Source organism: Chryseobacterium bernardetii (genome assembly GCF_003815975.1).
Lineage (GTDB): Bacteria > Bacteroidota > Bacteroidia > Flavobacteriales > Weeksellaceae > Chryseobacterium > Chryseobacterium bernardetii.
The window spans coordinates 4045681-4064836 of the sequence record NZ_CP033932.1; the positions used below are offsets into that span (position 1 = coordinate 4045681).

Annotated in this window: 23 protein-coding genes; 16 read left to right on the top strand and 7 right to left on the bottom strand. The window is 34.7% G+C overall.

Annotated elements, in window-relative coordinates:
• The first annotated feature begins 135 nt into the window (after positions 1-135).
• Positions 136-531, top strand: coding sequence for a VOC family protein (locus tag EG339_RS18365; protein ID WP_123871374.1), 396 nt, complete (start codon positions 136-138; stop codon positions 529-531).
• Between the two features lie 369 nt (positions 532-900).
• On the opposite strand, the gene EG339_RS18370 is transcribed toward EG339_RS18365, so the two are convergent.
• On the bottom strand, positions 901-1683 hold the full coding sequence (locus EG339_RS18370; RefSeq protein ID WP_123871375.1) for a YdcF family protein: 783 nt from the start codon (positions 1681-1683) through the stop codon (positions 901-903).
• 268 nt (positions 1684-1951) lie between these two features.
• Positions 1952-2197, bottom strand: coding sequence for a SymE family type I addiction module toxin (locus tag EG339_RS18375; RefSeq protein ID WP_164466460.1), 246 nt, complete (start codon positions 2195-2197; stop codon positions 1952-1954).
• A gap of 149 nt (positions 2198-2346) precedes the next feature.
• Here EG339_RS18375 and EG339_RS18380 point away from each other — a divergent pair, with 149 nt between their 5' ends.
• The 9 genes from EG339_RS18380 to EG339_RS18420 all read left to right on the top strand — a co-directional run bounded on the left by EG339_RS18380 (position 2347) and on the right by EG339_RS18420 (position 8762).
• On the top strand, positions 2347-2757 hold the full coding sequence (locus EG339_RS18380) for a helix-turn-helix transcriptional regulator (RefSeq protein WP_123871377.1): 411 nt from the start codon (positions 2347-2349) through the stop codon (positions 2755-2757).
• Positions 2758-2803: 46 nt separating this feature from the next.
• Positions 2804-4822, top strand: coding sequence for an AAA family ATPase (locus EG339_RS18385; RefSeq protein WP_123871378.1), 2019 nt, complete (start codon positions 2804-2806; stop codon positions 4820-4822).
• 3 nt (positions 4823-4825) lie between these two features.
• Entirely contained in the window at positions 4826-5308 is a 483-nt protein-coding gene (locus EG339_RS18390) for a hypothetical protein (RefSeq protein WP_123871379.1), read from the top strand.
• Positions 5309-5431: 123 nt separating this feature from the next.
• Positions 5432-5761 carry an ArsR/SmtB family transcription factor gene (locus EG339_RS18395; protein ID WP_065397959.1) on the top strand — a complete coding sequence of 110 codons (330 nt, stop codon included), beginning with the start codon at positions 5432-5434 and terminating at the stop codon, positions 5759-5761.
• An 87-nt stretch (positions 5762-5848) separates the two neighbouring features.
• Positions 5849-6307, top strand: coding sequence for an SRPBCC family protein (locus EG339_RS18400; RefSeq protein WP_123871380.1), 459 nt, complete (start codon positions 5849-5851; stop codon positions 6305-6307).
• A gap of 100 nt (positions 6308-6407) precedes the next feature.
• On the top strand, positions 6408-6986 hold the full coding sequence (locus tag EG339_RS18405) for a YdeI/OmpD-associated family protein (RefSeq protein ID WP_123871381.1): 579 nt from the start codon (positions 6408-6410) through the stop codon (positions 6984-6986).
• A 17-nt stretch (positions 6987-7003) separates the two neighbouring features.
• Positions 7004-7402, top strand: coding sequence for a DoxX family protein (locus tag EG339_RS18410; protein ID WP_123871382.1), 399 nt, complete (start codon positions 7004-7006; stop codon positions 7400-7402).
• A 37-nt stretch (positions 7403-7439) separates the two neighbouring features.
• The gene (locus tag EG339_RS18415) at positions 7440-7997 is read left to right on the top strand and encodes a DUF4256 domain-containing protein (protein ID WP_123871383.1); all 558 of its coding nucleotides are present in this window, start codon (positions 7440-7442) and stop codon (positions 7995-7997) included.
• A 264-nt stretch (positions 7998-8261) separates the two neighbouring features.
• Positions 8262-8762 (top strand): hypothetical protein, encoded by a 501-nt coding sequence (locus EG339_RS18420; protein WP_123871384.1) that lies wholly within the window; start codon positions 8262-8264, stop codon positions 8760-8762.
• Between the two features lie 59 nt (positions 8763-8821).
• Here the strand turns inward: EG339_RS18420 and EG339_RS18425 are convergent, their stop codons facing one another.
• Positions 8822-9853: a threonine aldolase family protein gene (locus EG339_RS18425; protein ID WP_123871385.1), complete on the bottom strand. Its 1032-nt coding sequence runs from the start codon at positions 9851-9853 to the stop codon at positions 8822-8824.
• 85 nt (positions 9854-9938) lie between these two features.
• Here EG339_RS18425 and EG339_RS18430 point away from each other — a divergent pair, with 85 nt between their 5' ends.
• Positions 9939-10592, top strand: coding sequence for a metal-dependent transcriptional regulator (locus EG339_RS18430; protein WP_123871386.1), 654 nt, complete (start codon positions 9939-9941; stop codon positions 10590-10592).
• A 235-nt stretch (positions 10593-10827) separates the two neighbouring features.
• Positions 10828-11547 (top strand): IND family subclass B1 metallo-beta-lactamase, encoded by a 720-nt coding sequence (gene blaIND / locus EG339_RS18435; protein ID WP_123871387.1) that lies wholly within the window; start codon positions 10828-10830, stop codon positions 11545-11547.
• Positions 11548-11619: 72 nt separating this feature from the next.
• Here blaIND and EG339_RS18440 read toward each other — a convergent pair whose 3' ends face one another.
• From EG339_RS18440 to EG339_RS18450, 3 genes are read right to left on the bottom strand one after another with little or no spacing between them, the layout of a single operon-like run.
• Positions 11620-12759, bottom strand: coding sequence for a hypothetical protein (locus tag EG339_RS18440; RefSeq protein ID WP_123871388.1), 1140 nt, complete (start codon positions 12757-12759; stop codon positions 11620-11622).
• A gap of 26 nt (positions 12760-12785) precedes the next feature.
• Positions 12786-13688: a TssN family type VI secretion system protein gene (locus tag EG339_RS18445; protein ID WP_123871389.1), complete on the bottom strand. Its 903-nt coding sequence runs from the start codon at positions 13686-13688 to the stop codon at positions 12786-12788.
• 54 nt (positions 13689-13742) lie between these two features.
• Entirely contained in the window at positions 13743-14660 is a 918-nt protein-coding gene (locus EG339_RS18450) for a type VI secretion system baseplate subunit TssG (RefSeq protein ID WP_225718320.1), read from the bottom strand.
• A 466-nt stretch (positions 14661-15126) separates the two neighbouring features.
• Here EG339_RS18450 and EG339_RS18455 point away from each other — a divergent pair, with 466 nt between their 5' ends.
• The 4 genes from EG339_RS18455 (at position 15127) to EG339_RS18470 (ending at position 18380) form a co-directional block, all read left to right on the top strand.
• Positions 15127-15918: a S1/P1 nuclease gene (locus EG339_RS18455; protein WP_123871391.1), complete on the top strand. Its 792-nt coding sequence runs from the start codon at positions 15127-15129 to the stop codon at positions 15916-15918.
• A 212-nt stretch (positions 15919-16130) separates the two neighbouring features.
• A complete protein-coding gene (locus EG339_RS18460) occupies positions 16131-16997 on the top strand; it encodes a sigma-70 family RNA polymerase sigma factor (RefSeq protein WP_002979276.1) in 867 nt (288 codons plus the stop codon).
• A gap of 273 nt (positions 16998-17270) precedes the next feature.
• Positions 17271-17870 (top strand): hypothetical protein, encoded by a 600-nt coding sequence (locus tag EG339_RS18465; RefSeq protein WP_123871392.1) that lies wholly within the window; start codon positions 17271-17273, stop codon positions 17868-17870.
• Between the two features lie 9 nt (positions 17871-17879).
• Complete coding sequence (locus EG339_RS18470) at positions 17880-18380, top strand: GNAT family N-acetyltransferase (RefSeq protein ID WP_123871393.1); 501 nt, start codon at positions 17880-17882, stop codon at positions 18378-18380.
• Between the two features lie 133 nt (positions 18381-18513).
• On the opposite strand, the gene EG339_RS18475 is transcribed toward EG339_RS18470, so the two are convergent.
• Positions 18514-19149 (bottom strand): DUF3347 domain-containing protein, encoded by a 636-nt coding sequence (locus tag EG339_RS18475; protein ID WP_123871394.1) that lies wholly within the window; start codon positions 19147-19149, stop codon positions 18514-18516.
• Positions 19150-19156: the final 7 nt, after the last annotated feature.

Below are 19156 nucleotides of genomic sequence, written 5' to 3' on the forward strand. Positions count from 1 at the left end.
ATATATTATGTTAAATTATACCATCATAAACCTCTCTCCTCCTACTTTTTCCCATTAAAAATACAAAATCTTGCCACATGGCAACCTTTATCCTTTTAAAAGAAACTAATTTTATCCTAACCAAAAATAAAATATATGAAACCTAAAATGATCTGGGCCAATTTGGCCGTTGCCAACCTTGAACGTACCCAAAAATTTTATGAAGCCATAGGATGTAAACCCAACAATCCTTATACTTCTAATGAATTAGTAAGCTTCTTTTTCGGAGAAAACGACTTTATCATTCATTTCTTTCTGAAAAATATACTGGAAACGAATGTAAAAGGTGTCTCCTTCGGTGATTCCCAAACTTCAAATGAAATCATATTTACCGTGTCTGCAGAAACCAATGAACAGGTTGACCAATGGGCTGAAGAAGTTAGAAATGCCGGCGGAACCATTGTTTCTGAACCTGAAAGCTTTGGAAATAGCTATTATGGCTTTGTTTTTGCAGACCCAGATGGGCATAAATTTAATGTCTTTAAGATGTAAAATTCTGAAATTTGATTAAAATCCATTTTTGCCCATAAATGTCCTTTATTTTCAGCCAGATAGCATAGGTAGAGGATGGAAAAAGACGGCTTATTTGGGCTTATCTGGATTTTTATGTATTTAATGACTTTTTTGGTGATTTTGAACAAATTTTATAGAAAACAAAACTTAATTTCATTGAAGAAAGTAAACTGATGATGTAAATACAGTAATATAAATTCAATAGAGATGGGCTTTAGCCCATCCGATAGAAACATTATAACCAATTTGGCTTTAGCCAAAACTTATTAATAACAATGCTTTAAAGCAAACCGGACTCTTGAGCTAACTCAAGAGTCCGGTTTGTTCTTATAAATAGACTGTAAAATATTACTTATTCATTCCCAAACTGTTATACAGCTTTACCTGCCATATTCCCACAACCTCTTTCAACATAACGAATGTAAATGCAGCATTATAGCTATTGGGAAATACAGTAATTTTAGTATCTATAAAATCTGAAGCCTTCGGAACAGGTTTTAATCCGAAGGTCTGAAACAGCGCAACAGATCTCTTCATATGAAATCCCGATGTTACCAAGAATAAATCTGAAGGAGCCATTCTTTTCAGTACCCGGCTGGTATATTTTGCGTTCTCATAGGTATTCATGCTTTGATCTTCCTTAATGATATCAGAATCCGGAACGCCCATCTTTTTAAAATCTTCACTGAATAATTCTGCTTCACTTCTATGCCCTCTTCCTTTTCCGGAAATTAATATTTTACAGGGCTGATTATTTTTCTTAAATTCATGATACAATTGATAAGCGATCACCATTCTGGAATAAGACATGGTATGCAGTTTCTCCGTATTGCTAATCTCTACAACCCCGCCACCCAATACTACAATTATAGGATTCTGAACAGCTGTACTCTTCACTTCAGGAGTATTGAGATAACTTTCCTGTAAATATCCGGAAATCAGTTTCCCCAGAAAACCATTTCCTATAAGGATCACCATGACAATTGTGGTTATAAAGATTCCTATTCTCAGTTTTTTACTTTTATTGTTTCTTTTCAACAGCGCAATGATCGCTATAGCAAAAAACACTAAAAAATAAGGCTCTGTAAAAAGCTGAAAAACACGAAATAAAAAGTCCAGTAAAAATTTCATCTATGATAATTGATTAATGTTGAGAAAACATTCAGGTTTCAAAGATAGGGTTATTTCACGACTACTTTTTTTATCAATAAATTTTGAACCATTAAGAATATTAAGTTGTTAAGATTAAAAAATCTCCCGCAGATTACACAGATTTATGCAGATTTTTATTTTTTTAATTATCTGCGAAATCTCCAAAATTAGCGAGATCAGCCAGTTTATAAAGATATTTCGCCATATTCATATGGGTCAATCTGTGCGATCTGTGGGAAAATTTAAACTAATTGTCTTCGTCTCCCACATCCTCATAGTTCACTTCCTTTTCTAAAATAATCTGATTTCTCCGAACGGTCACCAGCACTTTATCTCCCGGTTCAAAGCCACACTCCAGCAGCCACTTCCCTGCCAAACGGATTTCCGGGAAGAAAACCAGCCTTCTGTATGCTCTTTCAAATGATTTATGGGAAACCGTAAGGTTTCTGATGGATACAATTTTATATTTGCCCCGGATAACTATTTCTCTCATATTGTTGTTTTTCATCAAAGGAAGAAATATTTGGGAGTATGTACCAGTTATAAAGTGGATATTTTATGCTAAAAAGCAGCTATTTTAGAAGATAATTTATTTTAGGAACAGGCTTCTTTTTCAATGGTAAAAACTTTATATTTGTTATTATGAGTTACACAGATATGCAAAATAAAAAAATACATCAGGGTAGAAATATAAAAAGGTTCCGTGAAATGCTGGGCATTAAACAGGAAGCCTTAGCTTTTGAACTGGGCGATGACTGGAACCAGAAGAAAGTTTCTCTTTTAGAACAAAAGGAAACCGTAGAATCTGATATTTTGGCACAGGTAGCAAAGATTTTAAAAGTGCCTACGGAAGCGATTGAGAATTTTGATGAGGAACAGGCGGTCAATATTATTTCTAATACATTTACAAGTAATGATACATCAACTTTAAATGCAATAAATGTACAGCCTACTTTCAACCCTCTTGATAAAATGGTAGAGCTTTATGAGCGTATGCTTCAGCAACAGAAGGAGATGATTGAGAAATTGGAAAGGTTGGTAGATAGAAAATGATTATAATAACTATAAACTCAAACTAATGATTTAAAAACTATAATACATGAGATTAATAAAAGCAAGAGTTCAAAATTATAGGAGTATAATTGATACTGGAGAATTCGAAATTGAAAAATTAAAAACAATAATGGTTGGTCCTAATGAAGCAGGTAAAACTGTTTTACTTAGAGCTTTACAACAATTAAATAAACCAGATGATGTAGAAGGTTTTGAAGCGCTAAGAGATTATCCTCGTTCAAAATTTAATGATATTGATACAGGAATACTAGATCCTAAAGATATAAAAGTTGTTACAGGTTACTTTGAATTAGAAGATGATGATAAAGCAGCAATTCCTGAAAAGTTTAAAAATTGTAAATATGAATTCTCTAAAAATATGGACAATTCTAGTCATCATTCTCTAATTGATGCTCCTAGTGAATTAACCTTTAAAGATATTAAGCCCGACCTATTGAGGCATTTAGCACATTTAGATAAGCAATATACAGATGAAAACCCCGAAGAACAATCCAATAAACCTAGCATTTTAATCACTCCAATAATTGAATCATTCGACGATCTAACAATTCTTTCAACTGAGAATTCAAAAAATTTGAAAACATTTCTTGAAAGTAACTTTGCTCTTATTGATGAGGAAAATAAAAAAGAAGAGGATCGTTATTATAAATTAATTGAACAAATTGAGTTCAACGAAAATTATTATAAAACTCTTTCAATATTAAATAAAAGATTACCAGTATTTATTCTATTCAACAATTATTTTAAGGTTAAACCATCTGTACATTTGGAGCATTTAGCAACAAGAACAGAAAATAATCTGCTTGATGACCAATATTATGATTATGGTAATCTATGTTTACTCAAATTATTGGGTTTCACAGCACGAGAACTTTCTGATCTTGGAAAGGCCCAAAGCCCTCCTGCTGATAAATACGATGCCTTAAAAGTCTATAAGGATCAACTTGATAAAAGGTTTTATAAATTAAATGCTGCTAGTGTTCGTTTAACTGAGGAAATCAAAAAAGTTTGGATGCCAAATCCAGATAGACCTGAAGCTGATAAATTGAAAGTAGCAGCTGATGGCCAATATTTAAAAGTTGTTGTTGAAGATGAAATTGGAGTTGATATTGAGTTAGATCAACGCTCAGAGGGATTCCAATGGTTAGTTTCTTTCTTTGTCGTTTTTTTTGCAGAAGCTATGGATAAACATAAGAACGCAATCTTATTATTAGATGAGCCTGGAATGAGTTTACACGGTTTGAAACAAAGAGACTTTAGAGATACGATCTCAAGACTTGCCGAACATAATCAAACAATTTATACAACTCATTCACCATTTTTAGTTGGTCCTGATGAGTTAGATTTAGTTCGAGTTGTTGAATTAAAAAATCGAAAAGAAGGAACAAAAGTTCACACAACAATTTCATCAAGTGATCCCGCTGGATTACTACCATTACAAGAAGCCCTTGGTTATGATCTTGCCCAAAGCTTATTTTCGCAACAAAGAAATTTAATTCTAGAAGGATTGACTGACTATTGGTATATTGATGCTACTTCTCAATTGCTAAGTAATGCTAAAATTGAGAATTTAAACGAAAAAATTGCATTGGTTTTTGCAAATTCAGCAGGTAAAGTTGTTTATTATGCAACCATATTATTTGCTCACAATTTAAAGGTTGCAGCTCTTCTCGATTCTGATGTAGCTGGTGACCAAGCTGCTCAACAAGAAAGTCTAGTCCATACTTTAGGAAATAAAAATATTTTACGAACTAAAGATTTTGTTTCAGGTGTTGCTAAAGCCGAAATTGAAGATTTACTCAGAGAGACATTAGTAAAAATAGTAAAAGACGAATATGGAATTGACTTAACAGCTACAGTTGCAAGCCAACCTAACAGACCTATAGTTGATATTTTTAAAAATGATATTCCTGATTTTTCTAAATATAAACTTGCTAAAGCTTTTATCAGATGGACAAAAAATAATGAAGCAGATAAATTAACTGCAACTGAGATAGCAAATTGGAAAAAATTAATTCAAACCATTAATAAAAGCTTGAAATAAATAATGATAGATTATTCTTCTCCTGCATTAATTACAGCATTTACTTCAATCATAATTTCATTAGTTACTCTATTTCAATTTTATAAAAATCAAAAGCTTCTACAAAAGCAATTTGAAAAAACAATAAATAGAAACTTAACAAGCAAACTTTATGACCTAAGGTTAGAAATTTATCCTAAAGCATTTGAAATAACTGATAAGATTTACAAAGAAAAGGGTGGTAATTATGATATTGAAAAAATTACAATAGCATTATATGAATTAAACGAATGGAAAAAAGGAAAAGTTAATTTAATAATATCACCAGAAGCATTAGATAGTTTTTATTACTTAAAAAACTCTTTACTTAAGAATCCTGGTAATATAAATCTATATACTGATGAACAAATAGAAAAAATTACCAACTCTAAAAATAATTTTAGAAAACAATTAAGAAGGGATTTAGGATTTTTGTTTAAAGAAGAAAAAGAAAAAAGAAAAGAATAATAGATTAAAAACCTCTTACAAATCAATGCAAGAGGTTTTTTTAATAGCTAAATTTCAGAATTTCAAAAAAAAACTTGCGTAGCTAAATAACTACACATATATTTGTAGTCAAATAGCTACACAATGAATTTAAGAAGAGATGTTTTTCAGGCCATTGCAGATCCTACCAGAAGATCTATACTGATGCTAGTGGCTGCACAATCTATGACTGCAGGAGCCATTGCTTCCAATTTCGATACCGCAAGACCTACCGTTTCCAAACATCTTCAGATCCTTACAGAATGCGAGCTGCTGAGATCTGAACAGAACGGCCGTGAAATTATTTACCACCTCAATCCCAATAAAATGAAAGAAATAGCCGATTTTATAGAGCCGTTCCGCAAAATGTGGGATGAGAAATTCAATAAGCTGGAAAGTGTGATGAAAGCGTACCAAAACATAAGCAATAAGTAATAAGAGATGAAAGATGAAATACTTTAAATAGTATCAATTCTCTTCCATTCTAATACTCTCAACCACCAAAACCCTCAAACTCAAAATATGGAACTTAAAACAAAAATCCACGCGGAAGACGGAAAACAGGAAATTTTCATCATCAGGGAATTTGATCTTCCTGTAGAACTGCTTTTCAAAGCCTATACAGAAGCTGAGCTTTTCGAACAATGGATGGGAACCAAAGTAACCAAGTTTGAAACCCGGCCCCACGGAAGCTATCGTTTCGAAACGGCAAACCCTCAGGGAGAAGTTGTGTTCAGTGCCAATGGAACTATTCATGATATTGTTCAGAATGAGAAAATTATAAGGACCTTCCAGATGGAAAATACCCCTTTCCCGGTACAGATGGAGTTCCTGGAATTTGAAAAACTAACCGATACCACCAGCAAAATCACCATTCAGACCATCTATAAATCGGTAGACTTCAGAGACCAGCACCTGAAAATGCCATTTGCCCAGGGAATTAATATGGCGCATAACCGTTTACAGGAATTATTTAAGTAAGACTTTGTAAGATAATAGACGAAGAAATGAGAGATATGGGCTAAAACCCTAAAACTCTCAAACTCTCAAACGCTCTAACCCCAAAACACTCCAACCCAACATGAATCCAAAAGTTGATTTTTTCTTCAATAAAGCCACCCAATGGAAAGAAGAATTTGAAAAATTAAGAGCCATTGCCCTAAGCACCGAATTGGTAGAAGATTTAAAATGGGGCTGCCCATGTTATACCTATGAAGGGAAAAATATTTTCCTGATCCACGGCTTTAAAGAATATTGTGCGCTTCTCTTCTTTAAAGGGGCTTTAATGAAAGATCCGGACCAGATTTTAATTCAGCAGTCTGAAAATGTACAGGCGGCAAGGCAAATCCGTTTTACAGACCTTCAACAGATCAATGATCTTGAAAATGAGCTTCGGGCTTATATGTTTGAAGCCGTAGAAATTGAAGAATCCGGAGCTAAAGTTGAAATGAAGAAAACCAAAGATTTCGAAATGGCTGAAGAACTTCAAAACAAACTGGATCATCATGCTACATTAAAAAAAGCTTTTGAATCTTTAACACCAGGCCGGCAAAGAGCTTACCTACTCTACTTTTCCTCCGCTAAACAGCTCAAAACCCGTGAAGCGAGAATTGAAAAGTGCATTCCACAGATCCTCGAAGGAAAAGGCCTTAACGACTAATCACAAAACTTAATCATATGGAAACACCCAACCGATCAGAAAAAAGAACAAGGATCATCTATTGGATCTTTACGCTTTGGATGGCCTTAGGCATGGTCTCCACAGCCATTGTTCAGCTCATGAAAAACAAAGATGAGCTTGCCAATTTCACCAATCTCGGTTATCCGGCATACCTTATGACCATCATTGGTGTCTGGAAGCTGCTTGGCGTTATTGCTATTCTTATCCCAAAACGGTTACTGTTAAAGGAATGGGCTTACGCAGGATTTTTCTTCGTAATGTCCGGAGCTGTTATATCACACCTCATTGTTGGGGATACGGCCGGAAGAACCTTCCCTGCTGTTTTACTGCTGGCCCTGGTTATCATTTCATGGTATTTCAGACCTGCAAACAGAAAAATTTCCATCCAATCTTAGTAACTTTAGTCTAAAATCAATCACTTAAAAATTTAATATGAAAAGGAAACCATTAACACCTGAACAAAGCAAAGCCCTTTTAGAAATACTCAAAAACCGTTTTGAAAAAAATATGAACCGCCATAAGGGCCTTAAATGGGAAAAAATTCAAGCCAAACTGGAATCTAATCCCGAAAAACTATGGTCTTTAAACGAAATGGAAGAAACAGAAGGAGAACCTGATGTGGTAGACTACAATCAAAAAACAGACGAGTACCTCTTCTTCGACTGCTCCCCGGAAAGCCCAAAACGCAGAAGCCTGTGCTACGATTATCCAGCCTGGGAATCAAGAAAGGCCAACAAACCTGAAAACAACGCCATTGATAAAGCATCTGAAATGGGTATTGAAATTTTAACAGAAAAGCAATATCGCTACCTCCAGGAGCTGGGGAAATTCGATCAGAAAACTTCAAGCTGGGTACAGACGCCACCTTCAATCAGAGAACTGGGAGGAGCTGTTTTCTGTGACAGACGCTACAATACTGTTTTCTACTATCATAACGGTGCAGATTCTTATTATGCTGCAAGAGGATTCAGGGCAAGCTTAAGAGTCTGAGAATAATTTTCCCACAGATTGCGCAGATTTACAGATTCTTATCTTATTTAAAAATTTAAAGCCTGCCCTTATATCATTTAGCAATATTTTATTTATATAAAAAATTCTAAATACCTCTGTATTTATTCAAAATTTTTCCACTAAAAATTTATTTTTAAAACTAATTTCTCATATAAAACATTTTTAAGTTGATATCCTATTTTAATATACAAATACTATTGTTATTTTAGCAACGTAAAAATTGGGTTATTAATAATTAAGGATATGAAAAAATTAATCTTATTAGGTGCTGTTTCAGCTTTTTTAATCAATTGTAATAAAAAAACTGAAGCTCCTGCTCCGAAAACGGATACTGATACAATTGCTGTAGAAGAGCCTGTAGTAGATACATTAGGGCCGAAATCGTTCTGCTATGTGGGAGTGGTTGGGAAAGACAGTGTCTTTGCCTCTATTGATGATAATCTGGGAACCATTACAGGAAAGTTGTCTTATAAAAACAGTGAAAAAGACAGCTCAAAAGGCGATGTAACTGGTTTTAAATCAGGAGACACTCTAAAACTGACTTATGAGTTTACTTCTGAAGGACAAAAAAGCAAAAGAGACATTTACTTCCTACAGAAAGACAACGCTCTGACAGAAGGAATTGGGGATCATAAGGAAGAAGATGGCCAGTCTAAATATGCCAACGAGAAGAAGATCAGCTATAAAGACGGTCCAAAATTGACTGCTGCCGACTGCAAATTAGTGAATAAAGCCATAAAATAAGCTACATTCTATTGAAATCAAATAAAAATGCTGTTCCCTACTTTGAGAACAGCATTAAATTATAATTCCTCATTTATAATGCCAATGAAGCCATTTACCGCTTCATCACCTGTACTCCAGGAAGTAATCAGACGAATGGCTGAAAACTCTTCATTCACTTTTTTCCATACATAAAACTCAAAACGCTCAGATAAAACCTGAATAAGTTCATTGCTTACGATCGGGAAAATCTGGTTGGTATAAGTGTCTGAAAGAAACTTAATTCCTTTTGCCTGAAAAGCGTGCTTTATCTTCATGGCTTGTTGGTTGGCATGTTTAGCCAAATCAAAATACAGGTCATTTTTCATCAGTTCCAGAAACTGTATTCCCAGTAATCTTCCTTTAGCCAGCAATGCTCCTTTCTGCTTGATATTGAAGGCGAAGTCTTCCTGAAGAACCGGATTATTGATCACAATTGCCTCTCCTATCAAAGCTCCGTTTTTTGTTCCTCCCAAATAGAATATATCTGTGAGTTCTGCTACCTTTTCTAATGTAAGGTCACTGATCTCTGAGGTTAGCCCATGCCCAAGCCTCGCCCCATCCATAAACAGATAAAGATGATTTTGCTTGCAGAATGCAGAAAGTTCTTCCAGTTCTTTTGCCTGATAAACTGTACCCAACTCTGTTGAATTGGAAATATAGACCATTTTAGGCATAACCTGATGGGGTACATTTCTATGATTTTCCAACACCGGAATAATATCTGATGGCCTTAGCTTTCCATCTTCCGTTTCAATGCTTAAAACTTTGTGGCCGGTAGCTTCAATAGCGCCGGTTTCATTATTAAGAATATGCCCGGTAGATGCTGAAACAGCACATTGATAAGGCTTAAGAACAGAAGAAATAACAATTAAGTTTGCCTGTGTTCCTCCGGAAACAAAATAAATATCCGAATCTTTGCTATTGATCTTTGCCCTAATAAGTTCCTTTGCTTTTAAAGAATACTCATCCTCACCATATCCTGCCTGCTGGTCAAGATTATATTGCAAAAGAGCCTGTAAAATATTCGGGTGACATCCCTCAGAATAGTCGTTTTTGAATGAAAATTTCATAGAGTAAAAGTAAAAAAAGTTAAAATAACAAGAGCCATCTTTCCATATTATTTTGTTAGATTTGTATTGAAAATCATCTAACATTTTGAAAACAACCCTAACGGAAGAAAATTACCTGAAAGCTTTGTTTCATTTAGTTGACAATGAAGGAAAGGTGACGATTAACGAACTCAGCAAATTTTTAAATGTAAAAATGCCGAGCGTTAACAATATGATGAAGAAATTTGCAGAAAAAAAATGGGTCATTTATGAGACCTACAAACCTTTGATTGTTACCGAAAACGGTAGACGCGAAGCTGCTCTGGTGGTTCGCAAACACAGACTTACCGAAATGTTCCTGGTGAAGAAAATGAATTTCGGCTGGGAAAATGTTCATGAAATTGCAGAACAGCTGGAACATGTTCATTCCAAGATCTTTTTTGATAAAATGGATGAAATTCTGGATTATCCAAAATTCGATCCCCATGGAGAGCCAATCCCAGATAAAGATGGTAACATTATTGCCCAGGATCTTCAGAAATTAAGCAGCTGCGTAGAGGGAGAAATGGTTGTTTTTGCTTCTGTTACCCTTTCTGACGATGCTTTTCTAACCTATTTGAATGACAGAAAGCTTCTTCTTAATACCAAAGTAAAAGTGGTTAAAATTGAAAGTTTTGACAAATCAATGACCATCGAAATTGAAGGTAAGAAGGAAATTCTCAGTAAAAAGGCTACGGAAAAAATATTGGTAAAGAAATAATCATACTCACTAAAATGGCTTTGCTTATAAAGCTTTTACCACGAATGCACGAATTAAAAATATATTCGTGCATTCGTGGTTTTATTATAGGCTCAACATTACTCAAAACTGTTAAAAAACGGTTAAACTTTTTCCTATCAAAAACTTCAAAAATTAATTTCATTAGGTTTGCAGAAGATTCCGTTGGGATTCATCTTTCTTACAAATACCAAAATTTAACTATTACCCTAAAATTATGAAAAAAAGCATCCGTTTTTTTATTGTTTCGATATTGTTGAGCCCTTTTGCAAGTGCGCAGGTAAAAGATTTTGTAATAGAACCACCCATCAAAAATAACCTGCATATTTATAAAACTTTTGGAGTATTTGGTGGTAAAGAATATTCTGCAAATTCAATGTATCTGGTTACTAAAAAAGGAGTTGTTCTCTTTGATGTTCCATGGGAAAAAGTACAGTACCAAAGCCTCATGGATACCATTAAAAAACGTCATAATTTACCGGTTGTAGCGGTATTTACCACACACTCCCATGATGACCGCGCCGGTGACCTTAGCTTTTTCAATAATAAAGGGATTAAAACATATGCAACTGCCAAAACCAACGAGTTCCTGAAAAAAGACGGAAAAGCAACATCCACAGAAATCATCAAAATCGGAAAACCGTACCGCATTGGCGGAGAAGAATTTGTGGTAGATTTTCTTGGTGAAGGGCATACTGCTGATAATGTAGTGGTATGGTTCCCTAAATACAATGTATTGGATGGTGGCTGTCTTGTAAAAAGTAATTCAGCTACTGATTTAGGATATATTAAGGAAGCCAATGTAGAACAGTGGCCCAAAACTATAAATAAATTAAAAGCCAAATATTCTAAAGCAACATTAATTATTCCGGGACATGATGAATGGAAAGGCGGTGGACATGTTGAACACACTCTAGAACTTCTGAATAAAAAATAGATCTGATTTCATAATCGATAAAAAATCCCGGATGAATAATCATCCGGGATTTCTATTTTATAAAGAACTAAGTTAATCCAGTACGCTCCATCCTCTCTTCGGATTGGTATTGGTAGTGACTTCCTGCTCATTAACAATGATATTTTCTTTTCTCTGACCAATATAATCCAGTTCGCTCAGTTTAGAGAAAATAGTTTCTAAACTTCTTAGCATCTGCTGGATGTAAAGTAAAGGCTCTCCACAGTTGTGGTGATCGTAATTTGTTTCTGCTACAATAGACAGCTGATTAAGCAGAGTATGCGGTGCAATTTCGCTCCACTCTAAGCTGTAGTTGAGCATTTCTTCCAGTTCTGCAGGAACCAGAAGCTGTGTTGCGTTATATAAATGAAGGGCTAATCTTGCAAAAGATTCAATTAAAAATACCGGTGGCTGGTAAGGGGTGATATTTCTGAATTGGAAATACATATCTCCAAAAGTAGTCACCATTGTATTACAAACAAACTTCACATTCTGAGCTAATGCTGTATTCTGGTTCTTGTGAGATGCCTTCTGGATAATCTTGAAAGCATATTGCTGAAGGTTACCAATAGATTTTGCAAAACTGCTGTAGTAATCTACCAACGCAGGATGGCTCTGAACAGAAGTACAAGGTGGAATAAAATTAGAGTCTACCTGCGCAATGTTTGCTTTTAAATCTACCTTACCGATAATCAGGTAATTTCCTCCTGAATAGCTGCTATTCAAAGAAGTTACAGGAAGAAGTTCAATATGGTGATTAGGCTGTGCGTTCGGGTGACGTGGCGGAATTTCTTCCGGGTCAATATCTCCAAAAGGCACTTTATCAAACGGATTTACAGAGATAAGGATATAATATTCCCCATCTGCCTGCTCTTCACTCATTGATTTGGCCAGTGATTTCACACTGATTCTTCTGTCAGTTAATTCAATACGGTAACCTGCCATAGTAACAGCGCTGCATCTTTTGATAACAAGCTGCACGTCATTGGTAGCAGTATTATGAACATCAAAAATAGTGCGGTCTGTATACTCTGTAGAAATAGGCAAAAGCCCGTAATTATATGTAGTGATCCCGAGTGAATTGGAATCTCTGATGGTATCAATTAAGAAATTATCCTGATCATTAAGATGTCTTTGGGAAACCTTCATCCCATCCACCCAATTGATTGCAAAATGTTTAATAGGCTGTATCATGTTTAATACTTTTTAATTTTTTGTGTTTATGATTTTCTTGCTACTCCCTCCTCTTCATGCTGAATGACTCTCTTACAAATCACCACTTCATTTTCAGAAATGTTGTTTGCAGTGATATCCTGGTCGAAATCTATATATTTTCTAAAGCTGAAAAACGATTTTTTAGTATAAAAGATCCAGTAATAAGGTTCTCTTACTTCATCAGAAAGATGAATGATGGATCCCGGGTTTTTGTGGTTATAATCATCTACCACTCTGTAAAACCAGTCCCCGAAGGTAATTCCTGTAGGAAGCGTTTTAGCCTTGATTCTGAAGCGGTTTGAATCTTCAAGATTTTTACTTAATTCAACATTAAGAACCATCAGACGGTCAAAATCTGCCCCTTCAAAATCCGGAAGCTTTTGCTCCGGAGAGTATCTCCACGTTTTATAAATATCAAAAGGAATACTGATAAACTGAATATAGCAGTAATAAAATACCATAGGAACCACAAAGATCAGCATGCTTGTAGCCGCCATCACAGCATATCCTGTTCCTCTACTCATCCAGTTGAATAACAGGGTAAACAAATACCCACCTAATGCAATACACGTTAATGAAAGTATAGATTCAAACAAAATACTCATTGCCAGAGAATCAATATGCTTTTTGAAATATTTGTGCAGCAGGTTAACGTGAATAATTCCAAAAATAAGGTAAATAATTTGTGCTATAAGATACCAGTACGGGTTAAAAAGATTTCCGGCAAACCCAAAAAAGCCTGGAAGTGCCAGACATAAGCTGCACAGAAGGACGTATATAATAATTACTTTAATTTTGATCGCAGGTTTGTTTCTCCTGATAATACCCAGGATAAACATCATGATAATTGCGATTAAAGGCATTAAGATATACCTTAAAAAAATACCTTTTACTGAAGAAATTTCCATTTTTTTCTTTTCGAATTTATACTTTGTTGGTAGTTGTAAATATAGTAAAATAATTTAGAGGAATGTAGAGTAACCAAGGCGGCTGGCATTTCTTTCATCATCCTCAAGACTGAAAGAATATTCCAGCTTTTCTGTAACGAAATTCTCTTCTATATCTACAGTTACAGGAAGAAAATAATCATACAGTGTTTGAAGAACTTTCCTGAATGGGCTTCCCGGAATATACTTTTTCATTTCCTCATAAGGAATGGGGCCGATATTCACTACCCAGTTCCTCTGCCCGTCCATATGTCTTCCGCTAGGAATATAGGTTACACCCAATCTTGAATTTCCCAACAGCATTGAATCATCATTTTTTTCTATTTCATCAATAACATTGGGAGAAAAAGTTACTTTAACCGGAACCTGAAGAAAAGCGGTCATACATCTTTCAAACCATCTTTTATCTCCTCTAATCTGATGAAAAAACGGGAGAATATGTATAAATATATAAGCGTTCTGCCTGTCCAGCATATCAATAAGAGGCCAAAGCTCACTTATTGTTTCCAGCAAAGAATCCGTATTGCTGGTGATATCAAATTCAGACTCTTTAAGAAGCGCACTGATCTCCGTGAAAAAGACTTCCAGCTCAAAGGGACGGAAAAATTTGCGGGCATCCTCTTCTACTCTTTTTTGCTTTCTGATCTCTCTTACAACCGTATCCACATTTTTCCTTGAAGCTCCGAGTGAAGGCGGGTGAAATAACCCTTCAGGAAGATAATCATAAATACCTTCTCTATAAGTTTCTATGGTGAACACTTCTTCATCAAAACCCAGATAACTGCTTGAAATGCTTTTAATATCCTTAAGATAAGCACGGTCATTCACCCCGACTCTCTCAATAAATATATTGCTTACCGTCCGGTGATATTTTAAAAGGTTAACAGCCACAGCCTCTGCCTTAAAGTCTGTCTGCAGCTTATTATAGTTCATATCTACAATATTATTCTCATGCATAGTGTTTCCTGTGATTATGACTTGTAAAGATAATATATCTCATAAGTTTGAAAAAATATTTTGACAATAATTTTATTTTAAAAATACTAATTTATTGACATTAAAAGGAATAATTTTCAGTAAATACCGTAAAAATACGGTAATAGCCCAATTCATTCAAGGGTTAAAGTTTAAAGTTACCGATTCAAAATCAATATTTTAACGTTTTCTACTTCAAAGTTCAAAACAGGATGTTGAAATTTCACCTGCCATCCTTATTATATATTACCTCACGGTCCTTATCCCGAACCCCATCACAAAAATCATCCCGCAAACCTAATACAAATCCCTATTTTTCTCAGATTAAATTTTATTAACATCATCTTTTGGAATAAATCCATGATTATGTATGTTCATTCGGAAAGGTGGTCGTATCTTTGCAGACTGAAAATTGTTATTTAAAATGAAAAGTATTTATTCTAAAATTCTGATTTTAGCATTCATTTCCTCTTCACTTTATTCTTATGCGTGGGGATTAACGGGGCATAGAGTAATTGCAGATATTGCAGAAAATCACCTTTCCAGAAAGGCAAGAAGAGAAATTAAAAAAATAATGGGCAAAGAACGTCTTGCGTATTGGGCTAACTGGCCAGATTTTATCAAATCTGACACTACAGGAGTTTGGAAGCAGGCTTCATCATGGCACTACGTAAACATTGATCCGCAAACTGACTTTAAGAATTTTGACCAGAACTTAAAAATGCAGGCAGGGCCTAGTCTTTACACTCAGGTTAATACCCTATCCAGTCAGATTAAAGATGAAAAAACATCAGCAAAAGACAGAAAGATCGCGTTAATTTTCCTTATTCATATTATGGGAGACCTTGCCCAGCCATTGCATGTGGGAAGAGCAGAAGATTTGGGAGGAAACAAGATCAATGTTACCTATTTCGGGGATAAAACAAATTTACACTCTGTTTGGGATGGTAAATTGGTAGATTCCCAGAAATACAGCTACACAGAGTATTCTAAACTTCTGGATATTAAATCTAAAGAAGAAGTTGCCCAAATTCAATCCGGAACTCTGGAAGACTGGCTGTATGATTCTCATAAAATTGCCAATAAGATTTATGCACAGACTCCTGATGGATCAAAACTGTCTTACGATTATCAATACAAATTCAATGATACCCTTGAAAGACAGTTGTTATATGGAGGCTTACGATTAGCTAAAGTATTGAATGAACTATTCTAATTGAAATAAATTCTTACAGATATTAGGTAAAACGGAACTTTGGTTCCGTTTTTTGCTTTTAATGCTGGTAAAGTATAAAGCCTATGTATATTCTTTATTTGATCTTTTTTTCTTCTCTGGCAAAATATTTAATAAAAAAGTAAAACTTGTGTAACCTTTTTATATTTCCATACGTATATTATATAGTAACTCTTTTTTGAGGATAATAATAAATGAGACAATTAAAAATCACTAAGCAGGTTACCAACAGGGAAACTGCTTCATTAGACAAGTATTTGCAGGAAATTGGTAAAGTAGAACTGATTACTGCGGACGAGGAAGTAGAATTGGCACAAAGAATACGTGCTGGCGACAGAGCCGCATTGGAGAAATTAATTAAAGCCAACCTTCGTTTCGTAGTTTCTGTATCTAAGCAATACCAAAACCAAGGTCTTTCCTTACCCGATTTGATTAATGAGGGTAACTTAGGATTAATGAAGGCGGCAAAAAGGTACGATGAAACTAGAGGTTTCAAATTTATCTCTTATGCAGTATGGTGGATCCGTCAATCAATTTTACAGGCGTTGGCTGAGCAATCAAGAATTGTAAGGCTTCCATTGAACAAAATTGGTTCCATCAATAAAATTAATAAAGCATACGCTCACCTTGAGCAGGAAAATGAAAGACCACCTTCTCCGGAAGAATTGGCTGAAGTTCTTGACATGAGTGAGGAAGATATCAAAGAATCTATGAAAAACTCCGGTAGACACCTGTCTATGGATGCACCTTTAGTAGAAGGTGAAGATTCTAATCTTTATGATGTATTACGTTCAGGAGAATCTCCAAGTCCTGATAAAGACTTAATGCTTGAATCTCTTCAGATTGAAATTGAAAGAGCATTAAACACTTTAACTCCAAGAGAGGCTGATTTGGTAAGATTATATTTCGGACTGAACGGAAAGCACCCAATGACTTTAGAAGAAATTGGTGAAACTTTCGATCTTACAAGAGAGAGAGTCCGTCAGATCAAAGAAAAAGCAATTAAGAGACTAAAACACAATACCAGAAGTAAGATCCTTAAGTCTTATTTGGGTAAATAATTTTAGCGCAAACAATTTTATAGGCGGAGTCTGTTTTCAGGCTCCGTTTTTTTATTTTTGTATGGATGAACCAGGATTCTTCTTCTCTTTTTTCCAATGATACATTGAAGATAAAAGTAAATGATAATATAGGAAGTATGACGGTTATCTTAAATCTGAAGAATAAAAATGTTGAATTTAATTCTGTTGAGAAGCATCTGTAACAATCTATAAAGACCATCAACTAATACTATTAAACTCACAACAACAAAATATAATCAATACCCAATCACAATGAAAAAAATACTTTTCGCAGCTGCATTTGCTTTGTCTTTACTTTCATGCAGAGAGAACAAACCACAAAAACAGCCGGCTATAGAAAACGCTGTTGATAATGCAGAATCATCCATTTCATCCATTGCAAAAAGTGGTTATTCCCGTGGTGGAAATTTGGTTCAGAATATTTATGATGAACTTTTAAAAAATGATAAAGCACTGCAGGATCTCGATAAAAGAATAACAGATATTAACAGTGAAACCAATACTGTTATTAGTGAGTACACCAATATCATTGATAAATCAGAAAACTATTATCATGATGCCAAAAATCTTTCTGGCTCAATTACTGATTCTGCCACAAAAAATGAAATAGAAAAAGAAATTCAAAACAGCGCAGATAAATACAATTTAAAAAACCAGGCTATCAGAGATCTAATTAAAAAAACCAAAGCGAATCAAAGCAAGATCTACGACCAATATACCATATTCAAAATCAGAAAAACGCTACCTGAAATTGAAAAATATCAAAATGCCCATCCTTTAAAGACAGATAACCTGGATCAGTTCATCAAGAAACAGAATCAGTTACTGGAAGAATTAAAAAAATTAAAATAACAAGGCTTCATGAACTATACTACAAAATGGCTTACAGATAAAACACGCGTCAAGGAACTGGTAGACTTTTTTATCACCCATAAAACAGATTCCTATATTTCCCATGGCGAAATGATGTCTGGCAGAGCCATAGACACCCATCACTGGAATCCGGACCTCGATGTCATTTTAACAGAACAGCTCCTTACAGATTTTAATTCAGACGGGAACTCTAAATTAAATATTCTTATCGCAGAAAATGAAAATGCAGAAATTGTGGGAATGATGGTTTTCAATGTCATCAACAGCCCTTTTAAAAAGTACGCCATCCTTGAAGATATGCTTTTGGACCAGTCTGTAAGGGGCCAGTCTTTAGGCAGTAAACTGTTGGAAAAAGCCATTGAGGAATCTAAAAAATGGAATATCAGCTTCATTCTGCTGGAAAGTGGAGTGAATAATCATGGTGCCCATCAGTTTTTTAACAGATATGGGTTTAAAAAAGTATCGGAAAGTTATATTTTAACATTATAACCTTTTGTTTCAGTTTACAGAAATATATTGTAGAATTTTATGATGGGTTTAATCCCTTAAAGCATTAATCAAAAAATAGCCGGAATTAATTTCCGGCTATAACAGGTTTCATTATAAAAAACGGTCCATGTGTTTACAAGACCTTTTTTACAGATCCGCAGTTGAGCATTTTTGTTCCTTCGTAAGGATTTACAATTTCCTTTGTTTCACTAATCCAGGTTCCCCCTTTTCCATTATCATACATAGGACAGAAATCCTGATATAATTGTAAGCCACCGGTTCCTACTTTTTCTATAAGACCTGTAATATCATTGCTTAGAGAAAGTAAATGTTCTCTCTGGAGTACAATATCATCAGCGTTATCCCCAATATGTTCTGCGCTTTCCGATGCACTTTTCAAAATATCCCGCAACTCAGAATTGTCTTTTGCCCTGGTCTTACTGATATCTATTTTCTTTAATATAGAAAACAACCCCTTGGCAGCATCGGAAGCCTTCTGAGAATTATCCTGAGCTAAAGCATTTTTTAAAGGAAGATACCCTTTGATTATTTGCTGTATTGAAAAAGCTGAAAGCTCAACCATTTCCTTTTTATTTTCTGCCGGACTTTCTTTTACTTCCTCTTTTTGATATGAAGCAACAATAGGTTCTGTTTTTTCGGAATTTTTAATTTCCGGTTGTGCAGCTTTATTTTCAGAGATTTTATTTTCGGGTTTAGTACAAGAAGATAATGCAGCTCCCACTAACAGTACGGTTATTATATTTTTCATTATTTTT